This window comes from Pseudalkalibacillus hwajinpoensis (assembly GCF_039851965.1).
In the GTDB taxonomy this organism is placed as follows: Bacteria; Bacillota; Bacilli; order Bacillales; family Guptibacillaceae; genus Guptibacillus; species Guptibacillus hwajinpoensis_E.
In genome coordinates this window covers 767,116-784,282 of sequence record NZ_CP156674.1, presented here as the reverse complement: position 1 = coordinate 784,282, position 17,167 = coordinate 767,116, and the positions used below count along the sequence as shown (strand labels likewise).

13 protein-coding genes are annotated in these 17,167 nt (G+C 41.5%); 9 read left to right on the top strand and 4 right to left on the bottom strand.

Going from position 1 to position 17,167, the window contains the following annotated elements; translation table 11 throughout:
- Window positions 1-7: 7 nt before the first annotated feature.
- From ABFG93_RS04000 to ABFG93_RS03990, 3 genes are all read left to right on the top strand, one after another.
- Window positions 8-1,159, top strand: a complete 1,152-nt coding sequence (locus tag ABFG93_RS04000; protein WP_347550835.1) for an efflux RND transporter periplasmic adaptor subunit — start codon at window positions 8-10, stop codon at window positions 1,157-1,159.
- A gap of 85 nt (window positions 1,160-1,244) precedes the next feature.
- Complete coding sequence (locus ABFG93_RS03995; RefSeq protein WP_347550833.1) at window positions 1,245-2,117, top strand: fumarylacetoacetate hydrolase family protein; 873 nt, start codon at window positions 1,245-1,247, stop codon at window positions 2,115-2,117.
- Between the two features lie 64 nt (window positions 2,118-2,181).
- The gene (locus tag ABFG93_RS03990) at window positions 2,182-3,606 is read left to right on the top strand and encodes an NAD-dependent succinate-semialdehyde dehydrogenase (RefSeq protein ID WP_347550832.1); all 1,425 of its coding nucleotides are present in this window, start codon (window positions 2,182-2,184) and stop codon (window positions 3,604-3,606) included.
- Between the two features lie 52 nt (window positions 3,607-3,658).
- Here ABFG93_RS03990 and ABFG93_RS03985 read toward each other — a convergent pair whose 3' ends face one another.
- Window positions 3,659-4,858, bottom strand: a complete 1,200-nt coding sequence (locus tag ABFG93_RS03985) for an ornithine--oxo-acid transaminase (protein ID WP_347550830.1) — start codon at window positions 4,856-4,858, stop codon at window positions 3,659-3,661.
- A 162-nt stretch (window positions 4,859-5,020) separates the two neighbouring features.
- Between ABFG93_RS03985 and ABFG93_RS03980 the strand changes: the two genes are divergently transcribed.
- From ABFG93_RS03980 to asnB, 6 genes are all read left to right on the top strand, one after another.
- Window positions 5,021-5,371: a DUF1516 family protein gene (locus tag ABFG93_RS03980; protein WP_347550828.1), complete on the top strand. Its 351-nt coding sequence runs from the start codon at window positions 5,021-5,023 to the stop codon at window positions 5,369-5,371.
- Between the two features lie 322 nt (window positions 5,372-5,693).
- Entirely contained in the window at window positions 5,694-5,840 is a 147-nt protein-coding gene (locus ABFG93_RS03975; protein ID WP_347550826.1) for a hypothetical protein, read from the top strand.
- An 11-nt stretch (window positions 5,841-5,851) separates the two neighbouring features.
- Window positions 5,852-8,551 (top strand): EAL domain-containing protein, encoded by a 2,700-nt coding sequence (locus ABFG93_RS03970; protein WP_347550825.1) that lies wholly within the window; start codon window positions 5,852-5,854, stop codon window positions 8,549-8,551.
- A 139-nt stretch (window positions 8,552-8,690) separates the two neighbouring features.
- A complete protein-coding gene (locus ABFG93_RS03965) occupies window positions 8,691-10,034 on the top strand; it encodes an FAD-dependent oxidoreductase (protein ID WP_347550823.1) in 1,344 nt (447 codons plus the stop codon).
- A 1-nt stretch (window position 10,035) separates the two neighbouring features.
- Entirely contained in the window at window positions 10,036-11,034 is a 999-nt protein-coding gene (locus ABFG93_RS03960) for a class I SAM-dependent methyltransferase (RefSeq protein WP_347550821.1), read from the top strand.
- A 117-nt stretch (window positions 11,035-11,151) separates the two neighbouring features.
- The gene (asnB, locus tag ABFG93_RS03955; RefSeq protein WP_347550819.1) at window positions 11,152-12,999 is read left to right on the top strand and encodes an asparagine synthase (glutamine-hydrolyzing); all 1,848 of its coding nucleotides are present in this window, start codon (window positions 11,152-11,154) and stop codon (window positions 12,997-12,999) included.
- Window positions 13,000-13,139: 140 nt separating this feature from the next.
- Here the strand turns inward: asnB and ABFG93_RS03950 are convergent, their stop codons facing one another.
- The 3 genes from ABFG93_RS03950 to ABFG93_RS03940 form a co-directional block, all read right to left on the bottom strand.
- Complete coding sequence (locus tag ABFG93_RS03950) at window positions 13,140-14,543, bottom strand: ammonium transporter (protein ID WP_431522043.1); 1,404 nt, start codon at window positions 14,541-14,543, stop codon at window positions 13,140-13,142.
- Between the two features lie 23 nt (window positions 14,544-14,566).
- Window positions 14,567-14,908 carry a P-II family nitrogen regulator gene (locus tag ABFG93_RS03945; RefSeq protein ID WP_347550817.1) on the bottom strand — a complete coding sequence of 114 codons (342 nt, stop codon included), beginning with the start codon at window positions 14,906-14,908 and terminating at the stop codon, window positions 14,567-14,569.
- A gap of 242 nt (window positions 14,909-15,150) precedes the next feature.
- Window positions 15,151-16,890, bottom strand: a complete 1,740-nt coding sequence (locus ABFG93_RS03940) for an alpha-glycosidase (RefSeq protein ID WP_347550815.1) — start codon at window positions 16,888-16,890, stop codon at window positions 15,151-15,153.
- Window positions 16,891-17,167 lie beyond the last annotated feature (277 nt).

The window sequence follows — 17,167 nt, the reverse complement described above, 5'->3', positions numbered from 1 at the left end:
TCAAGCTGTGAAACGTAAGTCACTCTGGATTAGTATCAGCGCTGGTCTGCTTCTTATCCTTTTTGTAACGGTTAACACGCTCCTTATTCAGCGGGTATTAGCAGATGATAAGAAGCTTGAGACAGTTACTGTTAAAGGAGAAACCTATCAGGAGCTTGTCACTTTTGAAGGTGTTCTTATTCCTGAATTAGAGGAGTCCTACTATTATCAATCATCACGCGGTGAAATTTCTGACGTTCTTGTAACTGAAGGGGATGAAGTCTCGTCTGGAACCTCCCTCTTTGAATATGAAGAGATAGAGCGAGTGGATATGTCTAATCTCAAAGCTCAGTTGAACAAAGCTGAGACTGCAGTCTCTGTGCTCGAAGATCAGCTTGACGATCTTTCGATGCAGTCTTCACGTATTGAGTCCAATTCAGATCTTGATGATGAGCAGAAACTTCAGTTACTGCTTGATGTGGAAGAACAGGTGAGAGATACAGAATATAAGAAGAGATTGGCAGAGCTTGATGAGAAAGAACTTGAACGTCAGATAGAAGAAGCGGATACGGAGCAAGTTGATCTTTCTGTTGATTCCTCGATTAGTGGTATGGTGAAAGAAGTTAACCGTACACCTGATGATGGAGAACCGGTTGCAACTGTATTGTCAAATGTGCTTACGGTACAGGGATCCGTTTCCGAATTGGATTATCCAACGATCGCTGCTGATCAAGAAGTCATTGTTCGCTCACCAGCTTATCCCGGTCAACCTGTTACGGGAAGAATAACCATAGTTGAGACTCGTCCATATGAAGTAGATGAAGAATCAGGACTTAGTCTCTATCATTTTATTGTGGTGATGGAAGGGGAGTCAGAAATGGCTTCTGGTACTCATGTAACGATTGAAGCACCACTTCATCAAAACGAAAATGCCCCATCAGTACCAGAAAAAAGTATTATCCAAAAAGATAAGATGAGCTATGTTGTCGTATTTGAGGAAAAGAAGCTATACCTCAGAGAGATTGAAACAGGACGAGTGGAGGATGGTATGGTAGAAATTCTCTCCGGTCTTGAGCTAAAAGAAAAAATATTATCAGATCCGAAAGAAGCGTTTACTGAACTCCTTTCTGAGAAAGGCGATATAGAAGAACCTGAAGAGCTTGATCCAGGTAAAGGATAAGATAAAGACCTGTACATTGTGCAGGTCTTTATTATAAAGAGAATTAACGGAATTTTCATATAAAAATAATGAGGAGTGTATGAATATGAGATTTATCTCATTTCGATTAAAAGAAGAAAAACGTTTTGGAGTCTGGCTTCAAGAAGAGGAAATTGTAATCGATTTGCATAGCTATTACTTGGACCGGGAGGAGAGGATCAATACATTGCTTGCGTTTATCCAGTCAGGTAAGCAGGTGAATGAAGAGTGGCAAGAAATCTCGTCAACCTACCATATTCCTTATCACGATGTCGTCCTTGAAGCACCAATCCCTCGCCCGGCTAAAAACGTGTTTTGTGTTGGGAAGAACTATCGAGACCATGCGATTGAAATGGGGAGCGAGAAAGATATTCCGGAACACCCTATGATTTTCACAAAAGCCCCTACCACTGTAAGTGCACCGCATGAGGTGCTTACTTTTCCGAAAGATATGTCAGAAGCGCTTGATTATGAGGGCGAACTTGCCGTCGTGATCGGCCAGGAAGGTAAGAGAATTGCGAAAGAGGATGCGTTTGATTATATTTTTGGATATACGATCGTGAACGACTTGACCGCACGGGATCTTCAGAAAAAACACGGTCAATTTTTTGTTGGAAAAAGCCTTGATGGTTCATGTCCTATGGGACCTGCGATTGTGCACGCATCTGCGATTGAAAACCCTCATCAGCTCACACTAACAACCAGAGTGAATAAGGAGCTAAGGCAGAATGGGAGTACTTCAGATCTTATTTTTGATATTCCAGAGCTTATTCACGTTTTATCAAAAGGAATGACACTTGAGCCTGGTGACATTATTGCAACCGGGACTCCTGCAGGCGTAGGGAAAGGCTTTAAACCACCGAAATATCTTACAGATGGTGATGTCATTTCCATTGAAATAGAAGGAATTGGCACGCTTCAAAATGAAATAAGAAAGTGATAGTGTTTAATTACTGCTAATAAAAGGAAATGGTATGGAGACAATCGACTAGGAGGGTTCATGAATGGAAAAGTATCATTACATTAATGGGCAATGGACTGGAAATGATCTTGAAAAGCTTGAGGTGAAAAATCCGGCAACTGGTGAGCTGGTCGGAACGGTACCAATCGGTGGAAAATCAGAAACCAAAAAGGCAATTGACGCGGCACATAAAGCGTTTCCTGCATGGTCAAGCCTTACCGCATATGAGCGGTCTTCATACTTAAAGAAACTTCATAGCCTAATGCTCGAACATGAGGGAGAGCTAGCAGAACTTATGACGAAGGAAATGGGTAAGCCACTCCATGAGTCAAAAGGAGAAGTTGCGTATTCTGCCTCTTTCGTTGAATGGTTTGCGGAAGAAGGCAAGCGCGTTTATGGACGAACTATTCCTCCGCATAAGGAAAAACGAATGATGGAAGTACGGAAGCAGCCTGTGGGCGTTGTTGGTGCGATTACGCCATGGAATTTCCCGGCAGCGATGATCGCAAGGAAGCTTGCGCCGGCGCTTGCTGCAGGGTGTACATTTGTTGTTAAGCCGCCTTCCGCAACTCCCCTTACAGCTGTGCGCTTAGTGGAACTATGTGAGGAGGCAGGCATTCCGAAAGGCGTGGTTAATCTTGTTACCGGTAAATCTTCAGAGGTTGCCGGCGAGCTAATGAGTAATCCACATGTGCGTAAGATCACATTTACTGGATCTACGGAAGTTGGCAAGAAATTAATGGAGCAGGCAGCTGAAACTGTGAAGAACATTTCACTTGAACTGGGTGGCCATGCTCCGATCATTGTTCTTGATGATGCTGATATTGACAAAGCAGTTGAGTGCGTCATCGCCTCCAAGTTTAGAAATGGTGGACAAACGTGTATATGCGGGAACAGGGTGTACGTTCAGGAGAAAATATATGATGAGTTTATTACTAAGTTCATCGATAAAACGAAAGAACTTAAAGTCGGTAATGGTCTTGAAGAAGGAACAGACATTGGGCCAATGATTGATAAAGACGGGTACGATAAAGTCGAAAAGCATGTGCAAAATGCGCTTAGTCAGGGAGCTGAATGTGCGCTTGGCGGAGAAGGATATGAAGAGAACGGTTCTTACTTTTATCGCCCGACGATAATAAAAGATGTTACACCAGGTATGCTAATTATGAATGAAGAAACATTTGGGCCGGTTGCACCTATACAGAAAGTTTCCACTGATGAAGAAGCTATTAACTATGCGAACCAGACGCCATTTGGTCTTGCCGCATATGTATTCAGTGAAAACGTTCGTAGAGGAAACCGCGTTGTAAATGGTCTGGACTACGGAATAGTTGGCTGGAATGACGGCGTGCCATCTGCAGCGCAGGCACCATTTGGTGGTATGAAGCAAAGTGGTATCGGTCGCGAAGGTGGACATGAAGGAATTGAAGCATATCTTGAAACAAAATACGTATCGATCGGACTTTAATACAGAGGAAGAGCCACGCTGGTTTTAAACCAGCATGGCTCTTTTTTAGTTGTTAGGATTGAACAGATAACACATCCGTAATTTGCTCAATTGCCCAGTTTAAATCATCTTCACTGATAATTAATGGTGGAGCAAAGCGGATCACCGTTTCATGTGTTTCTTTACAAAGAAGACCTTTTTCCTTTAGCTTTTCGCAATAAGGACGAGCGGCCTCATGAAGTTCAACTCCTATAAACAGGCCTTTTCCACGCACTTCTTTAATAACGGGGTTAGAAATCTCTTTTAATTTGTCCTGGAAGTAATTTCCTAGTTCGAGAGAACGATCAGCGAGCTCTTCTTCCTCTAATACTTCAAGGGATGCGACGGATACAGCACAAGCCAGCGGATTACCACCGAATGTTGAGCCATGCGATCCTGGGGTAAAAACACCGAGTACTTCATGGTTAGCTGCTACACAGGAAATCGGGAATACGCCACCACCGAGGGCTTTTCCAAGGATGTACATATCTGGTTCAATATTATCCCAGTCACATGCAAAGCGTTTTCCGGACCTGCAAAGGCCGGCCTGAATCTCATCTGCTACAAAAAGTACATTTTGCTCTTTACAATATTCATAAGCTTCTTTAAGGAATCCTTTTGGAGGAATTTTGATACCGGCTTCGCCCTGGATCGGTTCGAATAAGAAACCGGCCGTGTTTGGCGTAATCGCATTTTTCAATGCTTCGAGATCACCATATGGAATCAGTTTAATACCAGGAAGCATTGGGCCAAATCCACGCTGATATTCCTGTTCAGACGAAAGTGAGACAGCGGTCATTGTACGTCCATGGAAGTTTCCTTCACACGCAATAATTTCAGCTTTGTCTTTTTCCACACCTTTTACTTCATATGCCCACCTGCGCATTGCCTTAACGGCTGTTTCAACTGCTTCTGCGCCTGTATTCATTGGAAGAACCATATCTTTGTTCGTAAATTCTGAAACTTTACGATAAAAAGGTCCCAGCTGATCATTGTGAAAGGCACGAGATGTTAATGTTACCCGGTCAGCCTGATCTTTTAGTGCTTGAATAATTTTCGGATGTCTGTGGCCCTGGTTTACGGCTGAATATGCGCTAAGCATATCCATATAGCGATTCCCCTCAGGGTCTTTTACCCATACACCTTCTGCTTCTGCAATCACGATTGGCAGTGGATGATAGTTGGGTGCACCATACTGCTCTGTCATTTGAATAATGTCCTGTGTTTGTACCATATTACTCCATCACTCCCATCTATTTGTTAACACCACCCTTTTATTATAACAATGAAATCGCTTGCTTCCTATCATTTGACATAAATTAAGATGAAATATTCAGAAATCATCCTGGTTGATTCATGTTAAAATAAGGATGAATTCATATAGGGGGAGACAATTATGCTTCACGCACATTACACAGCCTGGTTAATAACACTGGTGTTGTTTGTTATTAGTTACTTTTTAATGAGAGCTGGTAAGGGAAAAGCTCAGAATATGATTCATATGATTTTACGAGTTTTCTATATTCTGACCGTAATATCCGGAATGCTACTTGTAGTTGGCTATAGTTTCTGGGGACCATCGATTGTCAAAGGGGTTGTAGCTCTATGGCTACTTTTCTCAATGGAAATGATTCTCGTGAGGGGGGAAAAAGGAAAAATAATCTGGCCGTTCTGGCTACAATTTTTATTTGCATTTCTCACTGTGTTTTTCTATGGGTATTCTGTACTGCATTTATACCAGCTATAAGTCCCGAAACCACCAGGTCAGCTGGTGGTTTTTTAGAATTTTATGAGAGTGTTTTTCTTGTTCGTTCCTTTTGGTGGATTGGTTGAGTAAAAGGTCATATTTAAAGATGTGGCGTTACATAAGGAGTTTCCTTATGAATTCTTCGGAAGGCAAGGATTTTATATGTAACGGATTAAAAATTCTTCCTTATTTTGCCGATAACAGGAGTAGGGTAAATTGGCATATTTATGGGATACGTGTATTCCTGCAACTTACTTTTTGATATTATGTACATAACTAAAGGTTGTTACTTAAAGGCGTTCTAGAATGAGGAGTGTTTAGCTTGAAAACATTTTCAATCATGATTAATCATGATCGCCAGCTTCAAGAATGTGTTGCTTCACATCCAGAACTGTTTCAGGCTAATGCCGTACTCATACAACTATTTACTTTAGAGGTGAAAGAGACCAAACGGAAAAAGTCTTACTAGCTTTAAGAGAAATGGTTCCTGAAGCGGTCATAGTTGGCGCTACTGCATCCGAAGCTTATTTTAATGAAGAGAGTATTTCTGAGGGGATCTTCGTATCATTTACGCTATTTCAACACGCAGAAATCCGTGCTTTTAGTTGTGAAAATAATAACGATCCTCTGGGTGAACTTCCATTGCAAGAAGGTGGGATGACTCTTTTGTTTAGCACTGGTATGCACGATCTGGATGCATACTTACCTCAAGGGATGTCACTTGTCGGCGGAATAGCTTCTTCTCATCATAATGAATCGTTTATTATAGCCGATACGAAGGTGATTGGAAATGGTATAGCTGGTGTTCAAATGATAGGAGTCGAATTGGACTTCGATGTTTCTTCTAATACCTTCTGGAAACCTGCAGGAAGAACGTTTACTGTAACAAAATCAATGGGTACGAGAGTGTTTGAGATAGAGGGATTTAGCGTGCACAGCTTTTATGAAAAATACCTTGGTCGAGAAGTAGCAATGAGGCTCCCTGAAGCGGCTGCTCATACGCCTCTTCTTCATAAAGCGAACGGAAAAGCAACACCAATATCGGTTCATAAAATGCACCATGATGAATCAATCACTATTGATTCCTATCTGAAACAAGGAGATGAGATTCAATTTTCCTATGGTGATGCATCGCAACTCCATACCTCTTATCAAGAAACATATGAACGGTTAAATACAAAAGGCTTCAATAGTCTTTTTTCTTATTCTACTGCAACCGCGAAGAAGTTGTTTTCGAATGGAATCGACCTTCCATATAGTCAATTTGAAAAGCATTGTTCTGTCATTTCCATCGTATTAGGGGAAGAGGTTTTCTCGAATGGTCGAACGCTTCAATATTCGAATAATAGTACGGTGATCGCTCTTCTTAGTGAAACAGGAACACCGAAGACGATTTATCAGGAACAACCATTACACAATCAGGAGATGAAGGACTTGGATGGTATAATGGCACTATCGCATTTAATTAAAGCTTCTACAGAAGAACTCGAAACGTTGAATATGAGTCTTCAACAGTCCGAGCAGCGTTTTAAGTCTTTGTTTGAGCAAAATCCGAATCTTGTATATTCTGTAGATGTTTACGGGAAAATCACGAGTGTTAATCCAGCTCTTAAATCGTTATTGGGGTATACATCGGAAGAGGTTATGAGTAAGCATTCACTTCAGTTTGTTGCTTCTACAGATGTGCAAAAAACACGGGATAAGTTTTACCAGGCTTTTCAAGGTGTCGCGCAAACATATAATACCCATCTTATTCATAAATCGGGTGCTCATGTTTTATTTTCAATTACCAACATACCTATTATCGTAAATGGCGAGATTACCGGGGCGTATGGAATTGGGAAAAACATTATGAAACAGCGAAAAGCTGAAGAAAAGATCGCACATTTGGCTTATTATGATGTGCTTACTGAGCTTCCGAACCGCTTGCTTTTTGAAAATTTGTTAAATGAATCGCTGAAAAACACTGATGAAAAGCTGGCTGTTATGTTCATTGACCTTGATCGATTTAAATTGATTAATGATAGTCTTGGACACCAGCGAGGTGATCACATTCTGAAGAAAGTTACGAACCGGATTAAAGAGGCGACTAAGGATGATGCCGTCCTTGCTAGATTCGGTGGTGACGAATTCACTGTGCTCCTTCCGGGATTGAAAGAAGAGAAGGATGCACTTATGCTTGCGAAACGTGTGATTGATCAATTAAAGGCACCGATCGTCTTTGAAGATGTTGAATATTTTATGACAGTTGGAATCGGCATTAGCATCTTTCCTTACGATGGATTTGATCTTGATGCGCTAATGCGTAATGCTTATATTGCCCTTGATCGTGCGAAGCACCAGGGAGCAAATCACATCGAATTTTATACCGATGAGATGACAGATCAGGCTTTTGAGCGCCTGGAGCTTGAGAGTTATTTGCGGCGAGCTCTCGAAAAAGAAGAGCTGACCCTGTTTTACCAGCCACAGGTTAATCTGGATGAACAGAAAATTTATGCGTGTGAAGCATTGATTAGATGGAATCATCCAAAGCTTGGACTTGTGTCACCGGCACAGTTTATTCCATTAGCAGAAGAAACGGGCTTAATTGAGGAAATTGGGATGTGGGTGCTAAATGAGGCTTGTATGCAAACAAGCAAGTGGCAGGCATTAGGATATGAGGATTTATCAATTAGCGTGAACGTGTCAGGAAGACAGTTTCAAAGTGATAAATTCGTAGAATCTGTCAGGGATGCGCTTTTAACATCTGGCCTTACCCCTCAATCCCTGCATCTAGAAGTGACGGAAAGCACAACGCTCGTTAACACGGATTATAGCATCTCAATGTTGAATGAGTTACGAAAAATGGGAATTAAAGTGTCAATCGATGACTTTGGTACTGGTTATTCTTCTCTTAGTTATTTGAAAGACTTCCCATTAGACATACTGAAAATAGATCAGTCTTTTATTCGAAACCTTCAGGAAAACAACGCAGATGCAGCGATCGTAAAAGCCGTTATCACAATGTGTGAAGGCTTAAATCTCTCCATTGTAGCAGAAGGAATAGAAACAAAAGAACAGGGGGAGATTATTAGAAGGTTTGGATGTAATTTTGCGCAAGGATTCTTCTATAGCAAGCCCCTAAATAAGGATCGTTTCGAAAAGCTTCTCCTTTCAAAGCAATTTCCTTTAGCAACTTAATAGGTCCCTAGAAAAACCGGCTGAAGCAGCCGGTTTTTCTAGTTGGATGTGGTTCATTCAGAAGCACAGCCGATGCGTTCTCACTGGTTTAATACGGGTATGGAAGGGAATAAGAATGTATTGAATGAGGTGATAAGACATGTATGATGTCATGATTATCGGGGGAGGCATATCCGGCCTCACGCTCGCTGTTAAGCTCGGTCAATGTAATGTGAAAACGCTCTTAATTGAAAAAGATAAGAAAAGCGGTCTCATTTACAAAGGGGAGCTGCTTCAGCCTAAAAGTTTAGAGGTGCTTGACCGCATCAACACCCTTGATGTCGTGAAGGAAAATGGGTTTATCTTGCCGTCTATACAATTTCATGAATATACCCAAAAACAGGATGGATCAATGGAACGATTGAGCGTGAATGAATTTCGATATGACTTGATTGATTCACCATATAATACGTCGTTAATGATTCCCCATGAACGACTGAAAGAGCTTCTTTTCATTGAAGTTTCTAAATATGATTCGGTCGATTATATTCAACCCGCGAAATTTACTGGTTTTACAGAGGATCCTCCTCACGAGAAAAAAGCAATTATACAAACAAAGGAAGGCGAACAAGAAATTCATGCGTTCTTCTATGTTGGGGCAGAAGGTAGAGCTTCTCCTACTAGAACTTCGATGGAAGTGGATATGAAAAGCACAAAGTACAATCACCATTTTTTAACCGTTTCATTTCCTCGGCCAGAATCTCTTAACCAATCTACGATCATCACAACGCAGAATAAGTTTGTAGGCCTTTTTCCACTTCCGAATAATGAAGTAAGAAGCGTTCTTTTAATCAAACCAGGTGAATTTAAAACAATGCGAAAGGAAGGTCTTGAGTCTTTCTACCGTGCTTATTGTGAATTAATGCCTGAACTTGACGGATACGTCCAGCAAATCGATACATGGAAAAAGATCCAACTTATGATTCCAGTCAGACATAACGTATCTAGTTATGTGAAAGATAACATTATTCTAACTGGAGATGCGGCGCATAGCGTTCATCCAATGGCTGGTGAAGGTATGAATTTAGCGATTCAGGATTCAGATGTCCTTGGGGAGCTTTTATGCTGGATGTTCAAGAAGAACAAGACTGAATGGAAGCATCTAAAGTGGTACGAAAAGGTAAGAAAGCCACGTGCAGAGTATGTCTCGAGGCTCAGTCATCAGGCCGCATTGCTTTACTCGTTTCCTTATCGTCCATGGCAGAAGCTTCGTATAAGAGGTGTCAAACAAACGGAATACTCACCGGTTCTTCATTACAAACAGATGCTTAATACCTCCGGACTTGGAATTTGGAAATTTAACTTAATTGATCGGATGAAGCAGGCGGGGATTTTACCTGTAAAGGCCGGTGTAAAACAAATTTCGGAAAAACGAGAAAGCAAGGTTATGTTTACAAAAGATGATGATTATCCATGGTATCGCAAATGGGACGGGAGGAAATAGTATGAAGGAATTGAAGAAAATCTGGCGTGCGAGAAAGTGGATGAAAAGCAATGAACCTTTTCTCTATGCCTGGCACGCGCATGTTGGTTATGTACATGATCTATTTGACGAGTTTGAACATGGTACAACCGTCTCAAGTGTGGCTTTAAAGCGAGACATGAATGAGCTTCTTTTAACACGATGGGTAGACGTCGGAGTTGCAATCGGTCATATGAAAATGGACCCGACTGGCCTGGTCCGCTCCAAGAAACATATGGTAGAATCGATTTCAAAAAACAGTGATCAATCTGTAGGGATCTTACTAAAAGAGATGATGGAGTTACATATTCCTATTCTTCTTTCTTATGCAGATTTACTTAATCAAGATAATTATGCCTCCTATAAGGATGAGGATTACGGCGGAACAGTAGCAGCTACGTCCAGTTTTATTGAAAGGTTTGCATTCCCAAAAATCCACCAGTGTATTAGGAATACAAATGCGAAATCCGTTATTGATTTTGGGGCAGGATATGCTGGCTACTTATCCAGGATTGGAGCAAAGCTTGAAGGGATGAAACTGGTTGGAATTGAAAAGAACAGGTCAGTGTGTCTCGAAGCAGAAGATAACATTCACTTTCCACTCAAGTCCCCAATCTCACTTTATCCAGATGATATGATGACGTGGGGGTGGGATGGAGAGCCGTTTGATCTCGCTATGATGAACAACTTACTTTACTATTTTGCTCCAAAAGATCGGTATCGCCTTTTTCAGAAAGCAAATGAAGTTACAAGTGACGATGGAAGCCTGATTATTATTACGCCGTTGCACGAATCCAAACACGGACATGCGTTTTCAGCAGCATTTAACAGCTTCATGAGCGCCCATGATAATCTCTTTCCTCTGCCAACTCGAGCAGAATTGGAAATACTGGCATCAGATACAGGTTTTGAACTGAAGCAGTTGAAACCGATTGTTAAAGAAGGTGCATGGTACTTTGTGCAATTCCAAAAGACATCCTAAGAGACCTGTAACGGGTTTCTTTTTTTTTTGTGGTCATCATTCATACTCATTAAAGTCTGCACAAAACTTGGGCGGATGCATAGAGTGAACAGAGAGCATCGATGGGAGGGAGAGCTTTTGTGTGGAATAACAGGGTGGGTTGATTGGAAACAGGACCTGACTGGAGAAGAGAAAGTCATCAAGGGAATGGCTAATACTTTATCAAAACGTGGCCCAGATGCATCTAATTGCTGGATTAGTAGGCACTGCGGGTTTGGTCATACTCGTCTAATCGTTGTTGATCCTGCTGGTGGTAGTCAGCCGATGACACGAAAGCACGAAGAAGAAAGTTATACCATCTGTTATAACGGTGAATTATACAATACGGAAGATTTAAGAAAAACCCTTCTTGCAAAAGGATATTCGTTCCAGTCACATTCAGATACGGAAGTTCTCTTAACGTGTTATGTCGAATGGGGAGAGGCCTGTGTGGAACATTTAAATGGCATCTTTGCATTTGCGATCTGGGATGAGCGACGTGATTATTTGTTCCTCGCTCGTGATCGACTTGGCGTGAAGCCCCTTTTCTATCGACAATGCGGGAGCTCCCTTCAATTCGGTTCTGAGCTGAAGGCTATCCTTGCACACCCTGATGTGAAGGCCCAGGTAGGGAGAGAGGGCCTACAGGAAATCTTCGGTTTAGGTCCATCGCGGACGCCGGGGCATGGTGTTTTTAAAGGAATTAACGAGCTTCGACCAGGGTTTGCGATGAAGTTTGAGCGAAGCGGTCTGAAAGTCTGGCGCTATTGGAATGTAAGAAGTGAAGAGCATACAGATAATTTAAGTACGACTGTTGAAACCGTTCGAAACCTTGTTAAAGATTCAATTAAAAGGCAGCTTGTTGCGGATGTTCCTGTTTGTACCTTTCTTTCAGGTGGGGTAGATTCAAGCGCCATTACCTCCGTAGCTCAGTCGACTTTTAATGAGGAAGGAAAAGGGACGCTTCGTTCGTTTTCAGTGGATTATGCTGAAAATGATAAGTATTTTGAAAGTAGCGAGTTTCAACCGAATTCAGATGCCCCTTGGATTAAAAAGGTTTCTTCAGAGCTTTCTACTAATCATACGAACTGTGTCATTGAAACTGAAGAACTCGTTCATCATCTGAAAGAGGCGATTGATTGTAGAGATCTTCCTGGAATGGCGGATGTTGATTCATCGTTACTATGGTTTTCAAAGGAAATTAAAAAGCATGCAACCGTAGCACTTTCTGGAGAATGTGCAGATGAGATTTTTGGTGGCTATCCCTGGTTTCATAAGCCTGAGCTTCTTGATCACGAACAGTTTCCATGGATGCGTTCAACTCTTGAACGACAAGCTATGCTAAAGAAAGATGTACGCAACAAATTGAAGCTTGAGGATTATGTGACAGAGCGGTATCGAGAAACGGTTAGTGAAACGCCAGGTCTACCTGGTGAAAGTGAAATAGAGGCAAAACGAAGATCACTCTTTTATTTGAACTTAAATTGGTTTATGACAACTTTGCTAGAGCGTAAAGACCGCATGAGTATGGGGGCGAGTCTTGAAGTAAGGGTTCCTTTCTCAGATCATAGAATTATAGAGTATGTGTGGAATGTCCCCTGGGAAATGAAGATGCTAGATGGAAGAGAAAAAGGTTTGCTTCGAAGGGCGATGACAGGTACACTTTCGCATGATGTTTTGTATCGAAAGAAAAGCCCTTATCCTAAAACGTATCATCCTGCTTATACAAAGGCCGTGAAAAGCTGGCTTCAAACGACGCTTCAAGATAAACAGGCACCAATACTGGATTTGATTGATCGGAACATTGTTCAGGATATCATTGATACAGAAGGGAAAGCCTTCAAAGTACCTTGGTTCGGACAATTAATGGCAGGGCCGCAGTTGATTGCCCACCTGGCCCAAATTAATTACTGGCTGGATCATCATAACGTCAATCTTGTTGATTAAGAAAAAGGTCTGAAGCTGGTTAGCTTCAGACCTAATTGTTTTTGTTTATCAGATACAGGGCCGAATCCTTCAGTTGCTTCACCCATCAATCTGAATACTAAGAACGTATTCATATCTATGGGCTCCAGCGCTTTTCTGACCTAACGGGCCCCTTCCGCTTTTCTGTTATTTTCTAATTTGGCTTGTTCTAATCCATTTAGTCGGTCGACGAGTCCGTGACCGAAGACAGAACCGGATGAAGGGCTTTCGTTGTTGTTTAGGATTCCACCTCTTAATTCGTAAGCAGTTGAACCATGCTCGGCGAAATCAAGTCCCTGGATTTCTTCTTCACGTGATACACGGATCGAAGAGAAGCGTGTATAGATGAAAAGGAAAATACCAACTGTACCAACTGTCCATGCCATAACGGCAAGAATTCCGATCGCCTGGACAAGTAGTAAGGAAACACCGCCGCCATAGAAAAGTCCGCCTTCCACTGCGAAAAGTCCAACTGCAAGAGTCCCCCAGACACCACATACTCCGTGAACCGCAATTGCGCCAACAGGGTCGTCGAGTTTCACACGACGGTCAATTAATTGAACAGCTTCAATCAGGATAACGCCTGAAATAAGTCCAATGAACAGGGCTCCGACTGGTGAGACGTTTGCTGTTCCAGCTGTAATACCAACCAGACCAGCAAGTGCTCCGTTTAACGTAAGAGATGCATCAATTTGCTTGTAACGAATATACGAGTAAAGTGCACTTCCAATGACACCGCTTGAAGCAGAAAGAAGTGTTGTTGCTACGATCGTAGGGATAAGTGCGTCGCTAGCTGAAAGCGTGCTCCCTGCATTAAATCCAAACCAACCAAACCAGAGGATGAAAACACCTAATGCACCGAGTGGAATGTTGTGGCCCTGAATAACGTTTACTTTCCCATTTGAATATTTTCCAATACGACCTCCGAGGAACGTCACAGCTACTACTGCACCAATTGCACCGGTCATATGAACAACAGTCGATCCAGCGAAGTCGGTGAATCCGAGCTCAGAAAGCCAGCCACCGCCCCAGATCCAGTGTCCAACTACTGGGTAAACAAAACCAACCATTGCTATCGTTACAGCGATATAGCTGATTAGCTTCATTCGTTCAGCCACTGCCCCTGAAATGATCGTTGCACATGTCGCAGCGAAAACCGCCTGGAAGACAAAGAATCCAATGTTTTCAGATTGTCCAATTAAGAAGAAGCCATCACTTCCGATAAATCCGCCCGCCGATGAACCAAACATCAAACCGTACCCGATGACGAAATATAAAACAGCTCCAATCGACATCGTTAGTAAGTTTTTCATTAAGATATTAAGCGCATTTTTTGAACGAGTAAATCCAGTCTCTACCATTGCGAATCCAGCGTGCATAAAGAATACAAGAAAAGCTGCGATCATCACCCAGACGGTATCCATGGATTGACTTAATGCAGTAAGTGCTGATTCATCTCCAGCTGCAAAAGCTGGACCACTAGAGAGGAAGAATAGTGCGACAAACAAGCTTGTTATCTTTTTCATTATTCTCATCATCCTTTTTCGAATTATTTAAACGCTGTAAGTCCATGTTCGCCAGAGCGAATACGAATGACATCTTCAACAGGGTATACAAAAATCTTTCCATCTCCAATTGCACCGGTTGCACATACATCTCGTATATTCTTCACAACGTGATCGAGCAGATGGTCATCGAATACAAGCTCTACCTTAATCTTAGCCTGGAGAGAGACTTCGAAATGACTCCCTCTGAACACGCCGGTTTGTTTCTTCTGTAATCCGCATCCAGCTACCTCGGATACTGTCATGCCTGTGATGCCTTCATCCCTTAATCGATCCTTTAAATCCTGGAAAGCTTCAGGGCGAATGATTGCTTCTACTTTTTTCATTTTAGACCCTCCATGTCAGTTTTTCTAACATTTCCTTTTTTCTATATCCTAATGTTATGCTGTGAAAACAGTAAATTCAAGTTTATTTTTAGAAAATTTAAAAAACTATGTTAGAAAATATAACAATTTAAAAAGAACAAGAGGTTATCAAACTAGTAGGGGTTTGAATGGTTGCGTTTTCAGAGGGGAAAGAAGGGAGAAATAGAAAAAACCTCTGGATTTATTCCAGAGGCTTCTCCTCGTTAACCATTTGATAAAATCGCAAAACCATATGCTTCGAGAGTTAATGTGAAGTTTTCGATTTTACTCTTTCCAAACAGGCTGATGACCTCGCCTGAAAGGTGAGATGATATATCTACATTTGCTGATTTTTCCTGACTATTAATGAAGAAGAACAAGGTTTCTTCTTTCGTTTCTTTCTTAAACTGAATCACATGATTATCTGTAGAAATCAAATCAAATGACCCGCTGTTACCAAAAGCAGGGCGTTTCTTTCTCAAGTCGATTAATTCCTTTATAAACTGGAATAACTCCAGGTCCTGATTCTCTTTATCCCAGATCATGCAGTGACGACAACCGGGATCCGCTCCACCTGTCATCCCGATTTCATCACCATAATAAATACAAGGCGTGCCAGGAAAGGAAAACTGGAGAAGATACATTAGCTTTACAAGCTCTTTTTGATCATTTGCTAATGTTAGCATCCTTGGTGTGTCATGACTACCGAGCAGGTTGAATGCAGCTTCATTAACGTTTTTAGGATAAGAATGAAGAAGAGAAGTCATGCGGTTGGCCATCGTTTTAATCGAAATGGTATCATGTGCAAAATGATCGAGAAGGGCGGAGGTCATCGGGTAATTCATAACTGCATCGAATTGATCCCCCTGCAGCCATGGCATTGAATCATGCCAGATTTCTCCAAGAATATAGAGCTCAGGCTTAATTTGTTTCACTTCTCTTCTAAAGTCTCTCCAGAACTGGTGATCAATTTCATTTGCTACATCTAGTCGCCAGCCGTCAATATCAAATTCCTTCACCCAGTACTTCCCTACATTTAGAAGATATTCTTTTACTTCAGGATTCTCAGTATTTAATTTAGGCATCGATGCTTCAAAAGCGAATGTATCATAAGATGGAATGGGTTTTAATTCGATCGGGTACGATCGAACATGAAACCAGTCTCGATAGCGCGAGTTCTCTCCATTTTTCAACAAATCTTGAAACGGTTCAAAATAATAGCCGCTATGGTTGAAAACAGCGTCGAGCATCACCTTAATTCCACGTTCATGGCAGGCACCAATCAATTGTTTAAAAGTTTCTTTGTCTCCAAATTGAGGATCAATCTCCATATAATCAATCGTATCGTATTTATGATTTGATTGGGCTTTGAAAATCGGAGTGAAATAAATACCGTTCACGCCAAGTTCAGTTAAATAATCAAGATGGTTCATGACCCCCTGGAAATCACCACCAAAGAAATTATCTTGAGTTGGGGGATATTCGCCCCAGGGAAGGGTGTCTTTAGGATTTAAAGAAGGGTCCCCATTTGCAAATCGCTCAGGAAAAATCTGATACCACACCGTGTCTTTTACCCACTCAGGAGCTCGGAAGACGTCGACGCTGTTTAAGAAAGGAAAACTAAAAAAGTCATTGGTATCGGAAGGAGCCTCTGTAAAAAAACCCTTCTCAGTATAATAGAAGTCTTCATTCGCATCTTCTAAATAAAAACCATATCTCATTCGGCGATAGGACGGCTTTACTGAGATCGTCCAATAATCAAAAAGCGAGTCAGAACCACTTCGTTCCATTGGTGCTTTCATTGATTGCCAGGCATTATTCTTCCAGTCATATGGATCACCGTAAATGAGAGAAACAGATGAGAGATCATCTTTTTTTGTTTTTAATCGTAAGTGAAGTGTTTCCGCATTATACGCATAAGCATAGTTATCCTTTGGACGGTGATAAATAGCTTCTTTCTGCATCGTTTTCAACCTCCTCATGCAATCGCTTGCATTTTATAGTAAAAGAAAGATGGTCACATCAAATGGTGGGATACTGCGTTTCTTATTGTCAACTTTCTATATAAATGTAGAAGAAATATGATGGATAGTCAAATCTTAAAACAAGAAGGAATTTGATATTTTAAAAAAGTTTAAAAAACTTTGTGCAAACGGTTGCGAAAATACCGGTGGCATGTATAATAAGTTATAGAAAGTCAGTGCAATCGTTTTCACTATAATCATGAAAGCGCTTGTACCA